The sequence below is a fragment of the Paraburkholderia fungorum genome, from assembly GCF_902833645.1.
Taxonomy (GTDB): Bacteria; Pseudomonadota; Gammaproteobacteria; order Burkholderiales; family Burkholderiaceae; genus Paraburkholderia; species Paraburkholderia fungorum.
Genome location: NZ_CADFGE010000002.1, coordinates 640152 through 662642, shown reverse-complemented (window position 1 = coordinate 662642; position 22491 = coordinate 640152). Strand labels below are relative to the sequence as shown.

The 22491-nt window shown below is 63.7% G+C and carries 20 protein-coding genes and 1 pseudogene; 12 read left to right on the top strand and 9 right to left on the bottom strand.

Annotation, left to right across the window (positions count from 1 at the left end; translation table 11 throughout):
* The first annotated feature begins 244 nt into the window (after positions 1-244).
* Complete coding sequence (locus tag HWX91_RS09660; protein ID WP_028194918.1) at positions 245-964, top strand: response regulator transcription factor; 720 nt, start codon at positions 245-247, stop codon at positions 962-964.
* 12 nt (positions 965-976) lie between these two features.
* On the opposite strand, the gene HWX91_RS09655 is transcribed toward HWX91_RS09660, so the two are convergent.
* Entirely contained in the window at positions 977-1882 is a 906-nt protein-coding gene (locus HWX91_RS09655) for a dihydrodipicolinate synthase family protein (protein WP_028194917.1), read from the bottom strand.
* A gap of 346 nt (positions 1883-2228) precedes the next feature.
* Between HWX91_RS09655 and HWX91_RS09650 the strand changes: the two genes are divergently transcribed.
* The 6 genes and pseudogenes from HWX91_RS09650 to HWX91_RS09625 all read left to right on the top strand — a co-directional run bounded on the left by HWX91_RS09650 (position 2229) and on the right by HWX91_RS09625 (position 7282).
* Positions 2229-3185, top strand: a complete 957-nt coding sequence (locus tag HWX91_RS09650) for a 4-hydroxyproline epimerase (protein ID WP_028194916.1) — start codon at positions 2229-2231, stop codon at positions 3183-3185.
* Entirely contained in the window at positions 3182-4312 is a 1131-nt protein-coding gene (locus HWX91_RS09645; protein ID WP_028194915.1) for an NAD(P)/FAD-dependent oxidoreductase, read from the top strand. The genes HWX91_RS09650 and HWX91_RS09645 overlap by 4 nt, the downstream gene beginning before the upstream one ends.
* Positions 4305-4559: pseudogene (locus HWX91_RS40640) on the top strand ((2Fe-2S)-binding protein); the annotation flags it as partial. The gene HWX91_RS09645 and the pseudogene HWX91_RS40640, both read left to right, overlap by 8 nt.
* A 173-nt stretch (positions 4560-4732) precedes the next feature.
* Positions 4733-6052, top strand: coding sequence for an FAD-dependent oxidoreductase (locus HWX91_RS09635; protein WP_028194914.1), 1320 nt, complete (start codon positions 4733-4735; stop codon positions 6050-6052).
* A gap of 120 nt (positions 6053-6172) precedes the next feature.
* Positions 6173-6940 carry an AraC family transcriptional regulator gene (locus HWX91_RS09630; RefSeq protein ID WP_028194913.1) on the top strand — a complete coding sequence of 256 codons (768 nt, stop codon included), beginning with the start codon at positions 6173-6175 and terminating at the stop codon, positions 6938-6940.
* Between the two features lie 12 nt (positions 6941-6952).
* Positions 6953-7282 carry a hypothetical protein gene (locus HWX91_RS09625; protein ID WP_028194912.1) on the top strand — a complete coding sequence of 110 codons (330 nt, stop codon included), beginning with the start codon at positions 6953-6955 and terminating at the stop codon, positions 7280-7282.
* Between the two features lie 18 nt (positions 7283-7300).
* On the opposite strand, the gene HWX91_RS09620 is transcribed toward HWX91_RS09625, so the two are convergent.
* The 3 genes from HWX91_RS09620 to HWX91_RS09610 form a co-directional block, all read right to left on the bottom strand.
* Entirely contained in the window at positions 7301-7561 is a 261-nt protein-coding gene (locus HWX91_RS09620; protein ID WP_028194911.1) for a hypothetical protein, read from the bottom strand.
* A 157-nt stretch (positions 7562-7718) separates the two neighbouring features.
* Entirely contained in the window at positions 7719-8051 is a 333-nt protein-coding gene (locus HWX91_RS09615; RefSeq protein WP_028194910.1) for a hypothetical protein, read from the bottom strand.
* Between the two features lie 309 nt (positions 8052-8360).
* A complete protein-coding gene (locus HWX91_RS09610) occupies positions 8361-10244 on the bottom strand; it encodes a bifunctional sugar phosphate isomerase/epimerase/4-hydroxyphenylpyruvate dioxygenase family protein (RefSeq protein WP_028194909.1) in 1884 nt (627 codons plus the stop codon).
* Positions 10245-10564: 320 nt separating this feature from the next.
* Between HWX91_RS09610 and aroQ the strand changes: the two genes are divergently transcribed.
* Genes aroQ through HWX91_RS09595 form a run of 3 tightly spaced genes read left to right on the top strand, consistent with a single transcriptional unit; the run spans position 10565 to position 13376 of the window.
* Complete coding sequence (gene aroQ, locus HWX91_RS09605) at positions 10565-11020, top strand: type II 3-dehydroquinate dehydratase (protein WP_028194908.1); 456 nt, start codon at positions 10565-10567, stop codon at positions 11018-11020.
* Positions 11017-11952: a shikimate dehydrogenase gene (locus tag HWX91_RS09600; RefSeq protein WP_028194907.1), complete on the top strand. Its 936-nt coding sequence runs from the start codon at positions 11017-11019 to the stop codon at positions 11950-11952. The genes aroQ and HWX91_RS09600 overlap by 4 nt, the downstream gene beginning before the upstream one ends.
* 50 nt (positions 11953-12002) lie before the next feature.
* On the top strand, positions 12003-13376 hold the full coding sequence (locus HWX91_RS09595) for an MFS transporter (RefSeq protein WP_028194906.1): 1374 nt from the start codon (positions 12003-12005) through the stop codon (positions 13374-13376).
* An 86-nt stretch (positions 13377-13462) separates the two neighbouring features.
* Here HWX91_RS09595 and HWX91_RS09590 read toward each other — a convergent pair whose 3' ends face one another.
* The 5 genes from HWX91_RS09590 to HWX91_RS09570 form a co-directional block, all read right to left on the bottom strand.
* On the bottom strand, positions 13463-14158 hold the full coding sequence (locus tag HWX91_RS09590) for a TetR/AcrR family transcriptional regulator (protein ID WP_028194905.1): 696 nt from the start codon (positions 14156-14158) through the stop codon (positions 13463-13465).
* Between the two features lie 130 nt (positions 14159-14288).
* Positions 14289-15623, bottom strand: coding sequence for an NAD(P)/FAD-dependent oxidoreductase (locus HWX91_RS09585; RefSeq protein ID WP_028194904.1), 1335 nt, complete (start codon positions 15621-15623; stop codon positions 14289-14291).
* 16 nt (positions 15624-15639) lie between these two features.
* Complete coding sequence (locus HWX91_RS09580) at positions 15640-16422, bottom strand: anti-sigma factor (RefSeq protein ID WP_028194903.1); 783 nt, start codon at positions 16420-16422, stop codon at positions 15640-15642.
* Positions 16422-16991 carry an RNA polymerase sigma factor gene (locus HWX91_RS09575; protein WP_028194902.1) on the bottom strand — a complete coding sequence of 190 codons (570 nt, stop codon included), beginning with the start codon at positions 16989-16991 and terminating at the stop codon, positions 16422-16424. The genes HWX91_RS09580 and HWX91_RS09575 overlap by 1 nt, the downstream gene beginning before the upstream one ends.
* Positions 16992-17124: 133 nt before the next feature.
* A complete protein-coding gene (locus HWX91_RS09570; protein ID WP_028194901.1) occupies positions 17125-18057 on the bottom strand; it encodes a dihydrodipicolinate synthase family protein in 933 nt (310 codons plus the stop codon).
* 157 nt (positions 18058-18214) lie between these two features.
* Here HWX91_RS09570 and HWX91_RS09565 point away from each other — a divergent pair, with 157 nt between their 5' ends.
* Both HWX91_RS09565 and HWX91_RS09560 read left to right on the top strand, forming a co-directional pair.
* Positions 18215-19195, top strand: a complete 981-nt coding sequence (locus HWX91_RS09565) for a LysR family transcriptional regulator (protein ID WP_028194900.1) — start codon at positions 18215-18217, stop codon at positions 19193-19195.
* Positions 19196-19390: 195 nt separating this feature from the next.
* The gene (locus tag HWX91_RS09560) at positions 19391-22483 is read left to right on the top strand and encodes a transglycosylase domain-containing protein (protein ID WP_028194899.1); all 3093 of its coding nucleotides are present in this window, start codon (positions 19391-19393) and stop codon (positions 22481-22483) included.
* The last annotated feature ends 8 nt before the right edge of the window (positions 22484-22491 follow it).

Here is a 22491-nt window from a genome sequence, read left to right as displayed (position 1 = left end):
ATGACCGCGGTTCGCTTAGGGAAGTGCTTAATTAGATTGGAAAAAGTTCCCTGAAACCCGCCTTCCTGGGGATGGGCTGTATCGCGAGCAGTGCGCGCCGTGCGAGCGGGAGCCTTCGCGTGTAGGAATGCGGCGGGCATCTGTCGGAAGGGGGCGATCGGCGCGTAAATTAGGATTGCTCCTATGGGATGACTGGGGCGTCCCTCTGAGAATCGCGTCCGAGCTATCAGTGAAGAGTTATCCCATGCGCATTGCCATCCTTCAGCGTGACCCCGTCATGCGTCAGTCGATCGAAAAGGTCCTCATGAGTGCCAGCCATACCTGTATGGCCTACGACGACGGTCTGTCCATGTCGAAGGCGCTCGCCCGTTCCACCGTGGATTTGCTGGTGCTGGACTGGCACGGCACGCGCCTGTCCGGCGCCGAGGTTCTGCGCTCGGTGCGCGCGGTCGGCGGCGACCGCCTGCCGGTGCTGTTCGCTTCGGCGGAGACGTCGGAGGAGAGCGTGGTGCGCGCCTTTGCCAGCGGGGCGGACGACTACGTCGCGCTGCCGTTGCGGCCGGGCGAGTTCCGCGAGCGCGTGGCGGCGTTGCTGCGCCGCGCCTATCCGGACCGTTTCAGCGCCGCGAGCTTCGACGTTGGGCCTTACCACTTCGACACGCATCGCCAGCTCGTCATGCTGCGCGGCCAGCCGGTCGCGCTATCCGGCACGCAATACCGGCTGGCCTCGCTGTTCTTTTCCAATATCGGCCGCGTGCTGTCGCGCGACCATATTTTCGCGATGGTATGGGGCCGTGAGTTCCGCGAGTTCACCCGCACCATCGACAGCCACGTGTCGCGCCTGCGCCTGCTGCTCGAGATTGAGCCGCAGAACGACTTCCGGCTGCAACCCGTTTACAAGAGCGGCTATCGGCTGCTGCATCTGCGGCAGGGTGAAGCGGGTGCGGAGAAGCAGGCGGCTTGAGCCTGCTGCGACTCAAACTTGCGGCAGCACCGGCCGGGTTTCGATCGCCCGGCGGATCAACGCATCGACGGCCTTGCGTTCGTCGCCGGCCAACGGCAGGCGCGGCGGGCGGACCGGCTCCGTGCCCAGCCCGACAATCGTCTCGGCCAGCTTGATGTTTTGCACCAGTTTCGCCGAGACGTCGAGTGCAAGCAGGGGCGCGAACCAACGGTAGATCGCGCGCGCCTCTTCAAGCCGGTCCGCCTTCAGCAACTTGTAGATCACAACCGTCTCGCGCGGAAACGCGCACACGAGACCGGCCACCCAGCCATGCGCGCCCATCAGGATCGCTTCCATGGCGAGATTGTCGACCCCGCACAGAATCGCGAAGCGGTCGCCGACCACGTTGATCAGATCGGTCACGCGTCGCACGTCGCCGCACGATTCCTTGATCGCGACGATCTTCTTTTCGTCGGCGATTTCCGCGAACATCTCGGGCGTCATGTCGACGCCATAGGCTAGCGGATTGTTATAGATCATCAGGGGTAGCGCGCTCGCATCGGCGACGCTGCGAAAGTGATGCAGCGTTTCGCGCCGGTCCGACAGATAGCGCAGCCCGGGCAGCACCATGAAACCGGCGGCGCCATGACTGCTGCCGGCTTCGGCCTGGCGGCAGGCGTCGAGCGTGCTGTTCTCGGCGATCGTCAGCAGCACCGGCACCCGGCCGCGTGAGGCCTCGACGGCAATCTCGAGCACCTCCAGTTTCTCGTCCAGCGAAAGGGTCGATGCTTCACCGAGCGATCCGCACACGATGATGCCGTCCACTCCGGCGTCGATCTGCGCCTCGATATTCTTGCCGGTCCACTTGCGGTCTATGCTGAAATCCGCGTTGAATTTGGTGGTTACCGCCGGCCATACGCCTTCCCAGATATGCGCCACGACTGCTCTCCCGAGTGAGTTGAATTGAAGCGCAGTGTAAGCAGGGAAAATGCCGCCGTCTTGCGTGATTCATGCGTGGCTGATGACGATTTCGGCATAGTCGTCATGCCTGGAGGCCCAGCAAGATCGGCTAAGCCCGCTATTTCAGGACGACGCGCGGGATGCGTCTGGGTCGCGCTGGCAAGGGCTTGCATGCGTTTCCTATTCCTCTTGAAGGGCGCTGCCAGCCGTGGACTCAGTCAGTGATCAAAGATCGGGGCGTGCGGCGGCGAGCGCAATAACTATGCTGAAATCGTCATAATCCGCGCTTAAGCACACCAAGACTGCGGCGGCCGGCGTTCCTACCATGTGCATCATGAAAACCCTCGATATCATCGACTCGCACACCGGCGGTGAACCGACCCGCCTGGTGGTGTCGGGTGGCCCGGCGCTTGGCGGCGGCACGCTGGCGCAGCGTCTGGACGTGTTTCGCACGCATTTCGACGACTGGCGCGCCGGCGTCGTCACCGAACCGCGCGGCTCGGACGTGGTGGTCGGCGCGCTGCTGTGCGAGCCGGACGACCCGGGCTGCGCGGCCGGCGTGATCTTCTTCAACAACGTCGGCTATCTCGGCATGTGCGGGCACGGCACCATCGGCCTTATCGTCTCGCTCGCGCATATGGGCCGCATCGGTCCGGGGCGTCATCGGATCGAGACGCCGGTCGGCGTTGTCGAGGCGACGCTCAACGAGGACGGCAGCGTGGCCGTGCGCAATGTGCCGGCGTATCGTTACCGGCAAGGCGTGCAGGTGGACGTGCCAGGCTACGGCAAATTGACTGGCGACATCGGCTGGGGCGGCAACTGGTTCTTTCTGGTTGCCGACCACGGGCACGCGCTGGAGGCGACGCACATCGACGAATTGACCGTGTTCAGCGCGGCAATCCGCGACGCGCTGATCGCGCAGCGCATCACCGGCGCAGAAGGCGCGTTGATCGATCACGTCGAACTTTTTGGAGCCGGCTCGCGCGACGGCATCGACAGCCGCAGCTTCGTCCTCTGTCCCGGCAACGCATACGATCGCTCGCCATGCGGTACCGGCACGAGCGCGAAAATCGCTTGCCTCGCCGCCGACGGCAAGCTTGCCGAAGGCGCGGTGTGGCGTCAGGAGAGCATTATCGGCAGCGTATTCGAAGCGAGCTATCGCCATACCGGCGATGGCGTCTCGGTGACCCCGACGATCACCGGCCACGCTCACATCATGGCCGAAGGGCGCTTGTGTTTCGACGAACGCGACCCGTTCGCGTGGGGCATTCGCACCGCATGATGGCGGACGCGTTGATCGTCGGGGCCGGCATTGTCGGTGCGGCTTGTGCCGCGGAGCTGGCCGCGCTCGGCATGCGAGTCGAGGTACTCGACGCAGAGGGCATCGGCGGCGGCGCGACGGCAGCGGGCATGGGCCATATCGTCGTGATGAACGACTCGCCCGCGGAATTCGCGTTGAGCCGCTACTCGCGCGACTTGTGGCTGGCGCTTGCACCGCAACTGCGCAAGCGCGATGCGTTCGCGCGCTGCGGTACGCTGTGGGTCGCAGCCGACGACGAGGAATGGCAGGCCGCCCGCACCATGCATGCCGCGTTCGTCGCGCAGGGTTTGTCGGCGCAGATGCTCGACGCTGTCGAGTTGCGGGCGTGCGAACCGGCGCTGGCGCAGTCGATGGCGGGCGGCTTGCGGATCGAGCACGACAGTATCGTCTATGCGCCCACGGTTGCCGAGTGGCTGCTGACACAATCCTCAGGAGTGGCGAATATTCGCGTGCGGCTCGGCGCGCGGGTCATCGCCGTCAGTGCCGACGGCGTGACGCTGGCCGATGGCGAGCGCATCAGCGCCGCGCATGTGATCGTGGCCAATGGCCTGGGCGCTCAGCAACTGCTGCGATCGCTGCCGTTGCAGCCGAAGAAAGGTCATCTGCTGATCACGGACCGTTACCCCGAGCTCATTCGTCATCAATTGCTCGAACTCGGCTACATCAAGAGCGCGCATCATGCGGCCGGCACCTCGGTGGCATTCAATGCGCAGCCGCGGCCCACGGGCCAGTTATTGATCGGATCGTCGCGCCAGTTCGATACGACCGATTCTGCGGTCGATATGCCGGTGCTCGCCCAGATGTTGCAGCGTGCCGCGCGTTATCTGCCGGTTCTGCCGACACTCCACGGCATTCGCGCGTGGACCGGCTTTCGCGCGGCTTCGCCCGACGGCTTGCCGTTGATCGGCCCCGCCGGCGATTTTTCACCCGGCGTGTGGCTGGCAATCGGACACGAGGGTCTTGGCGTGACAACCTCGCTCGCGAGCGCGAAGTTACTGGCTGCGCAAATCACGGGGGACGTCGCACCGATTCCTGTCGAGCCTTACTTGCCGCGCCGTTTTGCACAACAGATGGTGACTCGTGACTAATGCCCATGCAGCGCGCCTCCACTTGACGATCGACGGCCGTCACGTCGCGGTCGGAGCGGGTACGACCGTGGCCGCGGCGCTTGCGATCGCGGGCGTGGGAGGGGGTACGCGGACGTCGGTTCGCGGTGAGGCGCGCGCGGCGCTGTGCGGCATGGGTGTGTGCCAGGAGTGCCGCGTCACGATCGACGGGCGGGCGCATGTGCTGGCGTGTCAGACGCTTTGCCGAGAGGGGCAAGTGGTTCGCACGACCGTCGCGGCGGGCGCGATGAATGCCAACGCGAGCGCCAACGGCAGCGGCAACGCCAATGCCAATGCCAATGCCAATGCCAACGCCAATGCCAACGCCAACGCCAACGCGAGCACGGTCATCGCCACAGCCACTGCCGCCATCAAGGGCACGGGCATCACCACAGGCAAACGATGAACCAACACTTCGATATCGTCGTGGTAGGCGCCGGTCCGGCCGGACTGAACGCCGCGCAAGCCGCGGGGCGCGCGGGCGCCACGGTGGCAGTCCTCGACGACAATCCGCGCGCCGGTGGTCAAATCTGGCGGCAAGGTCCCGGCCATCCGCCGGAAGTGCCGCTGCAAGGTCTCCTGGCCACTTTGAAGATGCAAACCAACGTCACCCTTATGCCGTCGACTCGCGTGATCGCGCCTTTGCCCCGGCGCGGTCTGCTGCTCGAATCGGCGGAACCCGGCGGCGTATCTATCAGCTACGGGCAGTTGATTCTCGCAACCGGTGCGCGTGAGCGGCTCTTGCCGTTCGCCGGCTGGACGCTACCCGGCGTGACCGGTGCGGGCGCGCTACAGGCGCTCATTAAAGGCGGCATGCCGGTGCGCGGCGAGCGGATCGTGATTGCCGGCAGCGGTCCGCTGCTGATTGCCGCACTCGCCACCGCGCGTGCCGCCGGTGCGCAAGTCGTGGCGGTCGTCGAGCAGGCGCCGTCGTTCGAGGTGGCCCGCTTTGGAATTTCCTTATTGGCCGAGCCGGCGAAGTTGCGGCAAGCCGTGACCATGACGCGCGGTTTCGCGGGGGTGCGTTACTGGACCGGCAGCATCGTCCGGCAAGCGCTTGGCGATGGTCGCGTCGAGCGCGTGACCATCCAGCGCGGACGCCGGCAACTGACACTCGCTTGCGACCGTATCGCATGCGGCTATGGCCTGGTGCCGAATACCACGCTTGCGCAAGCACTCGGCTGTGCGATCAACGAAGCAGGGCAGATCGTGGTCGACAGCGAGCAGCGAACTTCAGTCGGCGGCGTGTTGGCGGCAGGTGAATGCACGGGCATTGGCGGTGCGGAACTGGCGGGTGTGGAAGGGGAGATCGCCGGACTCTGCGCGAGCGGCACCTTGGGCACCTTGGTAAGCGAAGTCGCCACAAATCGCAGCTCGGCAAACCCCGTCGCGCTACATACCCAACGCGCGCGATGGCAGCGTTTCGCAACGCGCGTCGAAACAGCCTTCGCGTTACAGGCCGCCGCGCGCACGCCACCCGACGATGCCACGCTGCTCTGCCGTTGCGAAGACGTCAGCGTTGGCGAAGTGCGCGCCTGGCCGGATTGGCGCGAAGCCAAGCTGCATACCCGCTGCGGAATGGGTGCATGCCAGGGGCGAATCTGCGGCGCCGCCGCTGGACTGTACTTCGGCTGGCAAGCCGCCGCGCCGCGCCCGCCATTCAGTCCGGCGCAAATCGGCACCTTGATGGGGGCGGGCGCGGAGGCGCCGCAGACCGAATGACCCCGGCATCCACGCGGCTGCCGCATATTGTCGGCAGCCGCGTGGTCCTATAATCGAGCGCAAGCGCGCGCCGGCAACGCACGACCGACACCAAACCGCACCGACCACGGAATCCGCCTGATGAACACGCTGGCTCATCCGCTCGAACCGGACGACGCAACGCTGTCCGGCATGCTGTCGCATTTCACTTTGCTCGAACCGGTATTCGACGCGATGCCGGACGTCGTGTTCTTCGTCAAGGACGCGCACGCGCGCTATGCGCTCGTCAACCGTACGCTGGCTTCGCGCTGCGGCTTCAAGGAAAAGGCCGCGTTGCTCGGCAAGACCGCCGAGGATGTGTTCCCGCGCCGCTTTGGCCGCATCTACACGGCCCAGGACAAAGCGATCATCAACGTCGGCAACCAGATGATCGATCAACTGGAGCTGCACCTGTACCCGGGCCGCCAGCCCGGTTGGTGCCTGACCTGCAAGCAGCCGTTGCGCGATCCCGCGGGCAAGGTGGTCGGCCTCGCCGGCATTTCCCGCGATCTGAAAGCCGACGAAAGCAGTCATCCCGCTTACAGCCGGCTGGCCGCGGTGGTGCAATCCATCCAGGAAAACTACGTGCAGCCGTTGAATCTGAAACAGCTTGCTGCGATGGCGGATATGTCGGTGGCGCAACTGGAGCGTTACTTTCACAAAGTGTTTCATCTGACGCCGCGTCAGGTGTTGCTGAAAACGCGGCTGGACGCCGCCACCGCGCTGCTGGTCTCGCACGACAAGGTCACCGACGTCGCCGCGCTCTGCGGCTACACCGACCACAGCGCCTTTACGCGGCAATTCAAGGCGACCGTCGGCATTACGCCGACCGAGTACCGGATGCTGCTGCACGGAACCTCGCGAAGCTGAACTCCGGCACCCATGGTTCGTCGCAAGCATCATTACTATGTCTACGTCGTCGCGCTGGACGATACCGTCTGGAACGAGGCGCGCTTTCGCCGCGCGAATCCGGATTACCGGTTCGACAAGCCTTGCGTGTATGTAGGAATGACGGGACTGGACCCGGATCTGCGATTCGACCGGCACAAAGCCGGCATTCAGGCAAATCGCTATGTGCGCGATTACGGCCTGCGCCTCTTGCCCGAGTTGTATGAGGTGTTCAACCCTATGCCTTACCGCGGCGCACAGGATATGGAAGTGGAGTTGGCGATTGGACTACGCGAGGCGGGGTACGGCGTGTGGCAGGCATAAACCACGCTTGCTACTGTCTTACTTCACACCCAGCCCGCGCAGCACTGCATTGCCTTCAGACGTCAGACGGATTTGCGAAGCACCGGCGTCGCTGGAGACCGTTTCGATCAGGCCGGCTTCGTGGAGCTGCGGAATCTCGGGTTTCGCGGATGCGTCGATCGGCGCGTGCAGCAACAGCAGGAGCGTCGCCAGTTCGTGATGGCTCAGCAGGCGGCGCAAAATCGTGGGCCGCTTCGCTGGCGCCGTCGTTTCGTTCGTGTTGTGATCGGGCTGGTTCATGGAGCGCACCTTGTGCGGGATAGTGTCGGGTGGATCATGCGGATGAAGTCTTAAACGATTCTTAAGACACCATTGTGATGTAACACCGTGACACTATCATTGCGTCGGCACAAGTTACCGATGGTTACACATGGGTTGATTATTACCCGGACTTTCCTCACGGCGCGCAGGTTTTACTCGCCGATTCGATCCACATGTTGTTCACATGGCGCTTGCCCGGGTAGAAGCGATAAGTGGTCGCCCCGTTGTCGCTGCGTACCTTGACGATATTCGAATCGCCGAAGTCGAGCATCTGGCCTTGCGGGATACCCGTCGACTTGAACGCGGCATTGTGGCTGGTCGCCACTTGCGTGAGGCAGGCGACCACATCGTTGACTGAGCGCTGCGTGACGGTGTCGATGACGGGTTCGCCGGCATCCGGATTCTTCTGGAAGTAAGCGCAAGCGCTGAGAAGCAGGGGAACTGAAAGGACTACGGCGAACTTCTTCATATCTCTCCTGGCGTTTCATTCGGCCTACGGCGCGCGCGACGCCCGGATGGGCTGAGGGCATGGCGCCGGGCGGCGGATCAGACGGCATTATATCGGCGCGGCTGGTTCGCTTGAGCCGAATGAGCAGGAGGCGTGCCCGATTTCCCTGCGCGCGCGTGGGTTCGCGCGAATTCCCGTGGATCCGCGTGGATTCACGGGAGAGGACGAAAGGTCGGAGGCAGAACGTCGCCCCGAGCCTACGCTGCAGCCACAGCCACAGCCACAGCCACAGCCACAGCCACAGCCACAGCCGTCGTCGGGCGCGAACGACTATTTGCGGCGCTGAGCTTGCGCCGCAAGCCGCACGGCCGCGTTGACCGCGCCGTAGCCGTCGTAGCCACCGCGCCGTTCGACCACTTCCAGGAAAAAGCGCTGATCGAGCTGTTCGGTGTAAGCGTGGAAAAACTCGCCCCCGCGCTCGTCCCGGTCATACAGGATGTTGTGTGCGCGCAGCGCTTCGAGCGTCTCGTCCGGCAGCGCATAGCGGGCGGCGAGGTCGTCGTAGTAATTGCGCGGGATGCGCAGCACCGGCAGACCGTCGGCGATGAACTCGGGAATCGCGCTGAAAATGTCGCTGGTGCCGAACGCCACATGGTTCAGCCCCGAGCCGTGGTAAGTGTGGACGGCTTCGGCCACCGCCGTGTGGTGGTCCACCGACGCGTTCAGGATGATGCGCACCGAACCGTCACGACTGCGCAGCGCGCGGCTGCGCACGAGGCCATATGGATCGGGCACCAGCACGCCCGGCTCGGCCTGGAAGCCGAACGCGGTCCGCAGAAACAGAACCCACGTGTCCAGCGCGGGAGCCGGCACGGACAGGCACACATGGTCGATGCGCGTGAGCGGTCCCACTTCGGCCGGACCGTTGATGTCGGTGAGGACGAAATCGGCTTCGAACAGGGTGGGTTGGTCCGGCGTTTCGTCGACGAAATAGTTCAGGCTGCCGTCGGGCCCCTGCACGGCGGGCAGCACGCGTTCGTTCGGGCCGATCTGGCCCGAGAACGGCGCGTAGCCGAACCCGGCGGCGCGCTCGAATGCCTGATTGGCGTCGTCTACCCGAAATGCCGACGCGCACAGCGACAGGCCGTGCCGCTGGAAGAAGGCGTTGGCGAACGAATCCGGTTCGGCGTTCAGCACGATCGACGCCGCGCCATGCTGAAACAGGCTCACATCTTTCGAACGATGCTGGCCGGCCTGGCGAAAGCGCAGCTTGCCGAGCCAGTCGACGAGATGGGCGCGGGTGGTGTGGTCGACCGCGAATTCGAGAAATTGATAGCCGACGTGGGCAGGCGCGGCAGGCGATCGATAGAGGTCGCCGCGCGGCTGCCGGGCGGCCTCAAGCAGCGTGCGAGTCTGTTCCTCGAGGAATAACAGCGAGCGGTGGCCGTCCGCCGCGGTAATAGCGGTTGGCGCGGCGCGAAAACCGTCGTTGAAGATTTCGAGCGAAAGCGGCCCGCTGTAGCCGGTTTTCACGACCTGCGCGGTGAACCCCGCCAGATCGAAGTCGCCCTGACCCGGAAAGCAGCGGTAATGGCGGCTCCATTCGAGCACGTCCATAGCGAGCTTCGGCGCGTCCGCGATTTGTACGAAGGCGATGCGATCGCCAGGAATATCGGCGATCGCGTCCACCGCATCGTTGAGCGACAGCGTGTGAAAGCTGTCGAGCACCAGCCCGAGATTCGGATGATTCACCGCATTGACGAGCTTCCATGCGTGACGGTACGTCTTCACATGTTTGCCCCATGCAAGCGCTTCATAACCGGCGATTACGCCGGCCGCTTCGGCCGCGCGAGCCAGCGCGCCGAGCTGGTCGGTCATCAGCGAATCGTCGCCGATGGTGTCGGGCGAGACGTTGCTGCACACCAGAATCCGATCCGTACCCAGTTCATGCATCACGTCGAACTTGCGCTTCGCCCGATCCAGATTGCGCGCGAGCCGTTCCGGGCTGACCCCGTCGAAATCGCGGAACGGCTGAAACAGCATGATTTTCAGCCCAAGGTCCTCGGCGATGCGCCGCACGTCGGCAGGTGAGCCGTCGAAATACAGCAGGTCGTTCTCGAAGATTTCGACGCCTTCGAAGCCCGCCGCCTGAATGGCGGTCAGCTTTTCGACGAGAGTCCCGCTGATCGACACGGTGGCAATCGAACGTTGCATGAACGGCTCCTGCAAAAACAATAAAACAACGGTTGGGACGGTGCCGGACGGCCGCTGTGCCGCGCCCTCATGTCCTGCGGGCCGTCATGTTGCAATGCGAAAAATGGTCTAGCCAGTTACCGGAAAGCCGGTTCTCTCAGGTCGCAAGCACCCACGATACTGCAATTTTCCGACAGTTTATACAAACTAACTAGATGGTACAAATTCGTATAAACCCCGAATGACGGCGGCGGCCAATGCGCGCACACTGCGCTACACGTTGTAGAGCTGCGGCGTGTGCCGTGGCCCGCTTTATGCCTTACTTCGCAGGAGTACCCGTCATGAGTTTTGCATCAGTGCTGGTCCTCAACGGACCGAATCTCAACCTGCTCGGCACGCGTGAGCCGGCCATCTACGGCTCGGAAACGCTCGACGACGTAGCCAGACTTTGCCGAGACGCCGGCGAACGGCTGGATCTGTCGATCGACTTCTGCCAATCGAATGCGGAACACCAACTCATTGACTGGCTGCATGCGGCACGTACCAAGGTCGACGGCATCGTCATCAATCCTGCCGCTTATACGCATACCTCGGTGGCGATTGCCGATGCGCTCAGCGCGATCGAAAAACCCGTCATCGAAGTGCATATTTCAAACGTGCATCGCCGCGAAGCATTCCGGCATCACTCGTATGTGTCGGCGCTGGCTGAGGCGATCATCGTCGGTTGCGGTACGCAGGGGTACGTGCTCGCATTGGAGCGGATGGCAGTCATCCTGAAGAATCGGGCGGCCAAATGAGCACTCAGGTGAACCCACAAGCGAGCGCACAAGCGAATGCTCAGGCAAGCGACAAATCGTTTCTCGTCGGTCTGATCGGATCGGGTATTGGTGGCTCGCTCAGTCCCGCGATGCATGAAGAAGAGGGCAGCAAGCTCGGCCTGCACTATGTGTACCGCCGCATCGATCTGGAAGCATTGCAGTTGGACATCGCGGCGCTTCCCGATCTGCTCACCGCGGCGCAACGCATGGGCTACAACGGCCTGAACATTACCTACCCGTGCAAGCAGGCGGTTATTCCTCTACTCGACGAACTGTCCGCCGACGCGCGCGCGCTCGGCGCGGTCAACACGGTTCTGTTCAAGGACGGCAAACGGATCGGCCACAACACCGATTGGTCTGGTTTCGCCCGTGCGTTTCAGCGCGGTTTGCCGGACGTGTCGCTTGGCCGTGTCGTGCAACTCGGCGCGGGCGGCGCGGGCGCGGCAGTCGCGCATGCCGCGTTGACGATGGGCGCGCAAACGCTCACGTTATTCGATGTGGACGCCGCGCGCGCCGCGTCGCTCGCCGAGGAGTTACAGAAGCGTTTCCCAACGTCCACCGTCAGAGCCGGCAACTCGCGCACAGAGTCGCTGCACGAATCGCTCGCGGCCGCCAACGGTCTGATTCACGCCACGCCCACCGGCATGGCGAAATTGCCGGGCTTGCCTTTGCCGGTCGAATTGCTGCATCGCGATTTGTGGGTCGCGGACATCGTCTATTTCCCGATCCGCACTGCGTTGTTACAGGCGGCGGAAGCGCTTGGCTGCCGCACGCTCAGCGGCGGCGGCATGGCGGTGTATCAGGCGGTCGACGCGATGCGCATCTTTACGGGTCTGGAGCCCGATGCCGAGCGCGTGTACACCCACTTCCAGTCCTTGTTGCAACGCCAGGCCAGCAGAAGCAGCACATAAACAAACCATATATGTCCGGTACGTAATCACACCGAGGAGACAGACACACCATGCCACAACCGCTTCCATCCACGCCCGCCGACGCGGCGCACCAGACGAATGCCGCAACCGGCGCTGTGCGCCGCTCGAAAGCGCGCTACCAGATTCTCTCGTTGCTGGCGATCGGCACGATGATCAACTATCTGGACCGCACGGTGCTCGGCATCGCGGCGCCGCAATTGACGAAGGAGCTCGGCATCAACGCCGCGGTCATGGGGGTGCTGTTCTCCGTGTTCTCGTGGAGCTATGTGGCTTCGCAGATTCCGGGCGGCCTCTTTCTCGACCGCTTCGGCAGCAAGCTCACGTATTTCCTCTCGATGACGTTCTGGTCGCTGTGCACGCTGGCGCAGGGGCTCGTGCACGGCATCGGCGCGTTGTTTGCACTCCGGCTCGGCCTCGGTGTGTCGGAAGCGCCGTGCTTTCCGACCAATAGCCGGGTGGTGGCCACCTGGTTTCCGCAAAGCGAACGGGCGATGGCGACCGGCACCTACACCGTCGGCGAATATATCGGCCTGGCGTTTTTCAGTCCGTTCCTGTTCATGCTGATGGGGGCGTTCGGCTGGCGCTCGCTGTTCTACGTGGTCGGCGCTGTCGGCATTGTGTTCGGCCTTGTCTGGTGGAAGTTCTATCGCGAGCCGCATGAGCATCCGTGGATCAATCAGGCGGAGCTCGACTATATCGAAGCAGGCGGCGGTCTGACGCACGCAAAGAAAGACACTGCTGCTTCCGGCGCACCCGCTGCGGCAACAGGAAAGAGCGGCTTCGAATGGCGCACTATCGGCCGCCTGCTCAAGCATCGGCAGTTGGCCGGCATCTGCCTCGGCCAGTTCGCCGGCAACTCGACGCTGGTGTTCTTCCTCACCTGGTTCCCGACGTATCTCGCCACCGAACGTCATATGGGATGGCTGAAGATCGGCTTCTTCGCGATCATGCCGTTCATTGCCGCATCGATCGGCGTGATGTTCGGCGGTATTTTCTCCGACTGGCTGCTGCGGCGCGGCACGTCGGCGAACGTGGCGCGCAAGCTGCCGATCATTGCCGGCCTGCTGCTCGCGTCGACGATCATTCTCGCCAACTATGTCGAGAGCAACGTGGCGGTGATCGCGATTCTATCGGTGGCGTTTTTCGCGCAGGGGATGGCGGCGCTCGGCTGGACGCTGGTGTCGGATATCGCGCCCGAAGGTTTGCTCGGCGTGACGGGCGGCATCTTTAACTTTGCCGCCAACCTGGCCGGGATCATCACGCCGCTGGTGGTGGGTTTCATCGTCGCGGCAACCGGCTCGTTTGTCGGCGCGCTGGTGTTCATCGGCGCGGTCGCGTTGATCGGGGCGCTGTCGTACATCTTTATCGTCGGCGATATCAAGCGGATCGTGCTGGTGGATTGAGCCTCAGGCTCGATCGAGTCGGCTGATGGAATAGACAAGGGGGACGCGGCGAGGCCGCGTCCCCCTTGTTTCGTTTCAGCTGTGCTTCAGTCTTCCTTGCGGACGAAACGCAGCACGGCGTCGACGATCATTGCGCGATGACGCGCGCGCAGGCGCGGGTGCGATGGATCGCGGCCGAACGCCGTACCGAAGGTATGGCGATTGCCGACGCGGTGAAAGCACAGCGAGCTGATCATCAGATGCAGGTCGATGGCGTCGACGTCGCTGCGGAACAGTCCCGCCGCGATACCGCGCGAGAGCAGATCTTCAATCGTATGGATGACGGTGACGTTGCGGCCTTTGAAGCTCTTCACCTGCTCGACGTACTTCGCGCCGTGAATGTTCTCGATCGTCACGAGGCGTACGAAGTCGCGCTGGCGGTCGTGATAGTCGAACGTAAACTCGACCAGCGCACGCATACCCTCGATCGGATCGAGTTCGCTGACGTGCAGATCCTGTTCGAGCGCGCGAATGTCGCCGTACACTTTTTCCAGCACCGCCTGGTACAACCCTTCCTTGCTGCCGAAGTAGTAGTACAGCATGCGCTTGGTGGTGTTCGTGCGCTCCGCGATCGCGTCGACGCGCGCGCCGGTCAATCCCATCGCGGAGAACTCCTGGGTCGCGACGTCGAGAATGTTGCGCTTCGTCTGTTCGGGATCGTACTTGCGCCTGGCGTCGGCGCGCGCAGCGCCGGGCGCAATGCCGTTGGTATCAGGCTCGGCGGCCTTGCTTCCCTTTTTCATTGTGTATTCGAGCGGCAGTGACGGCGCATTCTAGCATGGCGAAATCCGCCCCCGGAGCGGGTCCCGGGCATAAGCGGCGGCGTATTGAGTTGCCGCCGGCGTCGCGCCGTGGCATGACAGTATCGCGGCATTACGGTGTCAAACGGGGCGAACGGGTCGAACGTGTCGAGGTTCGCCGGGCCGCGAGCGCGTCGCGTGTCTGCATGGCGGTGTAGGTGAGTTGGGCCGCCGCGAGACCGAGCGCGCCGTAGGCGGGCGTCAGGCCGAACGTGGCGAACGCATCGGGCACGGGCCGTTCACCGGAAATGGCGGCCGCCAGCAATTCGCCGGACACGGTGGTCGGCGCCATGCCGTGGCCGCCGAAGCCGACCGCGTGCCAGACGCCGTCCGCGCTGCGGCCGATTTGCGGCATCTTGTGCCGCGCGTAGCTCATCAGGCCGCCCCAGGCGTACTCGATATGCACGTCGTGCAACTGCGGATAGACCTTCAGCAGATCGCCCCGCAGCAGGCGCGCGATGCTGTCGGGGTCGCGCTCGCGCACCGAGATGCGGCCACCCCACAGGATGCGGGTGTCGGGCAGCGGGCGGTAATAGTCGAAGGCGAAGCGGGTGTCGTAGACGGCGGCGCGCGTGTCCATCGCCTCTTTCAGGCGCGCGCCGAGCGGTTCGGTCGCCATCACGTAGGTGGCGATCGGCAGCACGGCGCGCTCGACCCGTGCATAGACGTTGCGCGCATAGCCGCCGCCGGCCATCACCACGTGACGCGCTTCGAGCACGCCGTGCGGCGTATGCACGACGAAGCCGGCGCCGTCACCTTGGGCGCCGCTGCGTGCGAGGCGCACCACCGGCGACTTCTCGTGAATCTGCACGCCCGCCTGGGCTGCGGCGTCAGCGACGCCAAGCACATACTTAAGCGGATGAAAGTGGAACGCGTTGCGCTCGAACAGGCCACCGTGATAACGGCTCGTCTTCAGTTGCGAAGCGAGCGTCGCGGCTGTCACGGGTTCCCATTCGACGCCGAATGAATCCCGCATCAGGCGCCGCTGCGCATCGAGTCTTGCCGGTTCGTCGAACCAGTTGGCGAGGATCACGCCGGCATCGGTCACATCGCAATCGATGCGGTAGCGCTGGATACGGCTTCTCATCAGATCGACGGCGTCGGTGGTCAGCGCATAGAGTTCGCGCGCGCGGGCCGGCCCGAGGGTTTTCAGCAGATCCGCGCAATCGAGACTGTAGCCGCCGAATACGAAGCCGCCATTGCGGCCGGAGGCGCCGAAACCCACCTGCTCGGCTTCGAGTACGGCGACGTCGGTGATGCCCCGCTCGGCGAGTCCCAGCGCGGTGGACAAACCCGCGAGGCCGCCGCCCATGATGCAGACGTCGACGCTGCGCCGGCCGGCGAGCGGCGCGTAAGCTGTCGTGCGCCCCGCAGGGCCGGCGACACTGGCTTCATAAAAGCTTTGCATGGAGTCGACAGACGGCTCAGGACACCGGCAGCAGCTTGCCGCTGAACACCACCGGACCGCTCGGCGCATTGTGATCCGGCGAGCCGCCCGGCGCTTCGATCGAGACCGCCAGCGCCGCGTAGCTTTCGGGTTTCTGCCGGCCGGCCGTGACCTTGCCGTTGGCGCTATCCGGCAGCACGCCGAGCGACACCGCATGGCCGCTGGCCGGAATACCCCACAGCTCCATCACCCGGCCTGCCGGCAAGTCGACCTTGCCGAGCGGATGCAGCGTCATGGTGTCATGGGTTTCGTCCCACGCCACCAGCATGACCGGATGCGTGTTCTTGTCGTTGAGCACCGCGACATGCGAAACGGCGGCCTCCGGTTGTTGCGCGACGGTTGGCGTCGTGGGGGTGGGTGCGGCGCCCGGCAGCAGCGAGCGCACGGCGACCACGGCGGCGATCACGGCGAAGCCTGTCACGCCGATTGCCCAGCCGCGCCAGAACGCGAGGTTTTCGAAGATGCTGCGGGACGGACGCGCGGGCTTCTCGGCCACGGTGCGCGGGCGTGCCGCTTCGCGTGCCAGGTTCAGGTCGAGACGCCGTTCAATGGCTTGCCACACGGTGGCCGGCGGCATGCGCGGCGCGGCGAGTTCGGCCAGCGGCGAGATGCGGCGCAGCCATTCGTCGATGACCTTACGAATCACCGCGTCGTGGTCCGCGTAGTACTGGAAGCGGCGCCGGGCGCCGCCGCGCAGCGTGCCGAGCACATACTCGGCGGCCAGCAGATCGACCAGTTGGGGGTAGCGATGCAGATTCATCACTGACCTCCCAGACACGTTTTCAGCTTGGCAAGGCCACGCCGGATCCAGGATTTGACCGTGCCGAGCGGCACCGTCAGCACGTCGGCGATCTCGCTATGGCTCTGGTCGCGCAGGTAGGCGAGGGCGACCGCCTGACGCTGCGCCGGCTCCAATTGCTGCATGCAGCCGGCCAGCAGGCGTGCCTGCAGGCTGACCGCACTCAGCGCTTCGGGATCCGGATCACCACTCGCCACCAGGTCGTCCAACGCATCGCTCCATTCCGTTTCCTGCGTATTGACTCGCCGCAGGTGATCGAGAGCACGGTTCCGGACGATCGCCGACATCCACGTCATTGGCGCGGACAGTGCCCGGCGGTAGTCGCCGGCAAAGCGCCAGATATTGACGAAGCTGTCCTGCAAGACTTCTTCGGCCCACTCGTGTCTGCTCAATATACGGAGCGCGAGGCCAAACAGTTTCGGGGCGGCGAGATCATATAGCTCGCGCAGTGCCACGGCGTCCTGTTTAGCCACGCGTTCGAGCAACTCGGCGAGGGTTTCCGGCGTCAGTTCTCGAGGATCGGCGGTCATGGAAAGTGGAGTGGTGGGCTTGCGGGCCTATGTTACTCAATTTCCTCCCGATCTTACAGGCGGTTTTTTTTCGACGGGCTGCATCCGCCAGGCCGGCGGCAGCGTATATGGGCGTCCCGGGGACCGGCCGAGCTTATGCGCCCCAGCGCAACACGAGCGGATCGAGCCGCCGGGCGACCTTCAGCAAGCCTGCCCGCGTGGCGGGATGCATCGGCGGCAAAGGATGGCGCACCGCGTCCGAGCGGATCACGCCGCCTTCTTTCATCAACGCCTTGCACGACGCGAGGCCGCCCTGGCGGTTTTCGTAGTTGATGAGCGGCAGCCACTGCTGGTAGTGCGCGGCTGCGGCTTCGGTGTCGCCGGCCGCATAGGCGTCGATAATCAAGCGGATGCCGTCCGGATAGCCGCCGCCGGTCATCGAACCGGTTGCGCCGGCATCGAGGTCGGCCATCAGCGTGATCGCTTCTTCGCCATCCCATGGACCCACCACGGCGTCACCGCCCAATTCGATCAGCTCGCGCAGTTTGTTCGCTGCCTGCGGCACTTCGATCTTGAAGTACGACACGTTCTGAATCTCACGCGCCATGCGCGCGAGGAACGGCGCGGACAACGGCGTGCCGCTGACCGGCGCGTCCTGGATCATGATCGGAAACCCGATTGCATCGGACACCGTGCGATAGAACTCATAGATACCGCGCTCGCCAATGCGGATCGTTGCACCGTGATACGGCGGCATGATCATCACCATCGCGGCGCCCGCGGCCTGCGCGCTGCGGCTGCGTTCAGCGCACACATGGGAGCTGAAATGCGTGGTCGTGACGATGACCGGTACGCGGCCGGCGACGTGCTCGAGCACCGCATGCATCAGCGTGTTGCGCTCGTCGTCGGAGAGTGCGAACTGCTCGGAGAAGTTCGCCAGAATGCACAGGCCGTTGGAACCCGCGTCGATCATGAAATCGATGCAGCGTTTCTGGCCTTCCAGGTCGAGCCGGCCGGCGTCGTCGAAGATGGTCGGCGCGACGGGGAACACGCCGCGCAAAGGAGCTGGGTTGAGTGTCTGGGTCATGGCGGTAGAGGTCGAATAGAGGTGCTGACGTGGTCAGGCGTGGCGGTTTGAATGTCTCCAGCGCCGACTATACGGTGCGGCACGCGGCGGGTATATTGAATAGTTTCCATCCTGTGATCGCTTTTGCGACTTACCCTCGGCAGAGTCCAGACACGCCATGAAAGACACCCTGAACGTTCTTCTGTCGAGACTGCGCATGAAGCAGTTGCAATTGGTGATCGCGCTCGACGATCACAAGTCGCTGCACAAAGCGGCCAGTGCGATGTCGATGACGCAATCGGCCGCCAGCAAGGCATTACAGGAACTGGAGTCGATGCTGGCGGCGCCGCTCTTCGATCGCTCGAAGAGCGGCATGATTCCGAACCAGCTTGGCCACTGCGTGATCCGCTACGCGCGGCTTCTCGCGACGGACCTGAGCGCGCTGTGCCAGGACGTTGCGGAGATCCGGTCGGGGCGTGGCGGCCGGCTCGCGATCGGCGCGATCATGGGCGCGATTCCCGGGTGCGTCGTGCCAGCGCTGAACGATCTGCATGCCGGCCAGCCGGGCCTGTCGATCGAAGTGGTGGAAGACACGAGCGCGCGCATGCTGCTGCAACTCGACGAAGGGCGGCTTGACCTGGTGATCGGGCGCGCAGCGGTTGCGGCCGATCCGTCGAAATATCACTATCGACCGCTGGCGGACGAACCCTTATCGGTCGTAGTAGGTTACGGCCACCCGCCGCTGCCCAGGAAGGAAGTGAAACTGCGTGACCTGGCCGGCCACCGCTGGGTCATGTATCCGTCGCACATGCCGTTGCACGCTCTGCTCGAACGGGAGATGGATCTGGCTGGGCTCGATATGCCGGACAACCCGATCTCGACCGCTTCCACTTTCGTGACAGTCGCATTACTGCAAAGCTGTGCCGATCTGGTTTCACTCCTGCCCACCGCGATCGCGACGTTATTCGTGCAGCAGAAAATGTTGCGCTTCGTGCCGGTCAAACTTAAATCGCCTTCGCAGACGTTCGGGATCGTGACGCGCAAGGGCGGCGTGCTGTCGCCGCCGGCTGAGCGATTCATCGAATTATTGCGTGAACAGGCGGTGGGGCAGGTGGCGCAGGCTGAGAATCAGCCGGTGCAGAGGCAGAAAACCGCCTGAAACGGCGTTTTTCCGGATCGCGAAAGACGTCCAATATCTCACGCCCGGCGGCGCTCCGCCATGCCTTGCGGTGGGGTGTTGCGGCGGCGACACTGTCGGGTAAATCCGAACCGATTGCACGCTCATTTTCCGAGCTACACTTGATCGAAGGTGCGCCAGAATCAACAGCACGGCGCACGCTCGGGGAGAGCAGCCATGAATCGGCCACTGGTTCGGTTACCGCTTCGCGCGACAGGCACGACGTCTGTCCGGAAGTGGCTCAAATGGGGGCTGGCGGCAGCGTTTTTGCTCGCGCTGGCTTTGGCGGCCCGCTTTATCCAGGTCGAGATCGAAACGTCCCGGCTGCAGGCGCGCTATCTCTCCGAACTCACGCGCGACGTGGGTTTTTCCGTCGACAACGGTCCAAGCCATTCCATCCGTTTTCCTCAGGCAGACAAAGGTCCGTACGACACCCGCCTCGGCTACGCGTTGCTGCCGTCGTTCCAGCAGCGATTGCTGCAACGCGGGTTTGAAATCAGCGCGCAGGCGCGCGATTCCGAACGGATGCTGTCGCTGGCGGATGACGGTCTGTTTATTCCCTACGCCGAAAAAGATCAGGCGGGGCTGCAACTCTTCGACGGCACCGGCGCGCCGCTCTTTGGCGCACAGTTTCCGGGCCGCGTATATGACAGCTTCGATTCGATCCCGCCGCTTGTCGTCAATTCGCTGCTTTTTATCGAAGACCGCTACCTGCTCGATCCGGATCAGCCGAACCGCAATCCGGCGATCGACTGGGGGCGCTTTAGCCGCGCGCTAGTCGATCAGGGCGCACGGGTGTTCAACCGGCATCAGGCGACACCGGGCGGCAGCACGCTTGCGACGCAGATAGAGAAGTTCCGTCACTCGGCGGGCGGCCGTACGGCAACGCCGCCGGAGAAGTTGCGGCAAATCGCGTCGGCCTCGGTGCGTGCCTACCTGAACGGCCCGCAGACCATGTCCGCGCGTCAGCAGATCGTTGTCCACTATCTCAACTCGGTGCCGCTTGCCGCGCAACCGGGCATAGGCGAAATCAACGGCATTGGCGACGGTCTGGCCGCCTGGTACGGCCGCGACTTCGACGAGGTCAACCGCATCCTGAAAGCGCCGTCGACCGAGGCCAACCTGGCCGCGCAGGGCATCGCGTTTCGGCAGGTACTGTCGCTGATGATCGCGCAGCGTGCGCCGTCGTATTTCCTGCGTCACGGCTATAGCGACCTCGAACACCGGACGGATAGTTATATCCGCCTGCTGGCGAACGGAGGTGTCATTACGCCGGCACTGCGTGATGCCGCGCTGTCCGCGCAGGTGGTGTTGCGTCACGCACCAGACCCGGCGCAGAACACGGACTCATTCGTGTCGCGCAAGGCCGTGACGTCGATGCGTTCGCATCTGCTGGCGGCGCTCGGCATACGGAGTTTCTACGAACTCGACCGGCTCGACTTGCAGGCGACGGGTACGCTCAACGACGCCGTGCAGCAAGCGGTGAGTGATCGTCTCGCTGCCGCCGCGACGCGCGACGGTGCGAAAGCCGCCGGGATCGTCGGCTTTGAAATGCTGCGCGCCTCCGACGATCCGTCGAAGATCGCCTACAGTTTCACGCTATTCGAACGGCGCGGCGGTGCGAACCTCGTGCGGGTGCAAACCGACAGCGTCAACCAGCCATTCGATATCAACTCGGGTGCGCGGCTGAATCTCGGCTCAACCGCGAAAATGCGTACCGTGGTGACGTATTTGCAGATCGTCTCCGACCTGCATGCGCGTTATGCCCCGCTGAGCATAGCGGAGCTCAAGGCGGTGAAACCCGATCCGAACGATCAGCTTACGCGCTGGGCGCTCGACTATCTGATGCATACCCCGGACCGCTCGCTGCAAGCCATGCTCGATGCGGCCGTGGAGCGCAAATACTCGGCAAGTCCGGGCGAAACGTTCTATACGGGTGGCGGGGCGCAGACCTTCAACAACTTCGACTCCGACGACAACAGCCGCATTCTCACCGTGCACCGGGCCTTCCAGCATTCGGTGAATCTGGTGTTCGTGCGGTTGATGCGCGATATTGTCCACTATGAGATGGTGCAGACTACCGGGCCGTCGTCGCAATGGCTGGGCGATCCGGCGATCCGCAAGATGTATCTCACGCGTTTCGCCGATCAGGAAAGCCGCGTGTACATGAGTCGTTTCTACACCAAGTACCACGGCAAAACGCCGGATCAGCAACTGGCGCTGCTGCTGCTCGGCGTGCGCAAATCGCCGCCCAAAGTGGCGACGGTCTTGCGCAGTGTGGCGCCGGACGAATCTAACGCGTGGTTCAACGCGAAGATGCGGGCCGCGTTGAAGAACACACCGGCCGCATCCATACTGGACGATGAGGATCTGGGGAACCTGTACGAAAAGTATGCGATCGACCGCTTCAATCTGAACGATCGAGGCTACATTTCGAGTGTGCATCCACTGGAACTGTGGACCCTCAACTATCTGCGCGCCCATCCCGATGCAACGCTCGATCAGATGGAAAACGCGAGTCGGGGCGTGCGCCTGTCGACCTATTCGTGGCTCTTCAAGACCCGCTATCACGCCACCCAGGACCGCCGCATCAAGCGCATGGTCGAACTGCGCGCATACGATGCAATCGGCAAATCGTGGCAGGCGCTCGGCTATCCGTTCGCGACGCTCACGCCGTCCTATGCAGCGGCGATTGGCGCATCCGGCGACCGTCCGGCTGCGCTTGCGCAACTGATTGGCGTGATTGCGAACGACGGCAGCAAGGTGCCGACCGAAACCCTCGCGCAACTCGATTTCGCGAAAAACACGCCATACGAAACGCATTTCCAGCGCGCGGCGGTAGCGCCGCAGCAGCAGTTGTCGCCGGAGATTGCCTGGGTGGTCAGAGGGCTGTTGCGTGACGTCGTACTGGGCGGCACGGCGAAGCGTCTCGCCCAGGGGATGACGTTCCCCGACGGCCAGACACTGGAGATCTACGGCAAGACCGGCACCGGCGATCAGCGTTTCAATGTGTGGGCTAAAGGCGCGCGCCTGATCGAGTCGCGCAAGGTGAACCGCAGCGCGACCTTCGTGTTCGTGATGGGAGACCGCTTCTACGGCACATTGACGGCTTGGGTGCACGAACCGTACGCGGCCCGGTACAACTTCACGAGTGCGCTGTCGGTGCAATTGCTCAAGTCGCTTGCGCCGGTGTTGCAACCGTTGCTCGACAATGACAATCCGCCTGCCAGAACCGCGTCGATCACGAAGGTGGCCGTGCAAGCGCAATGAGCAGCACT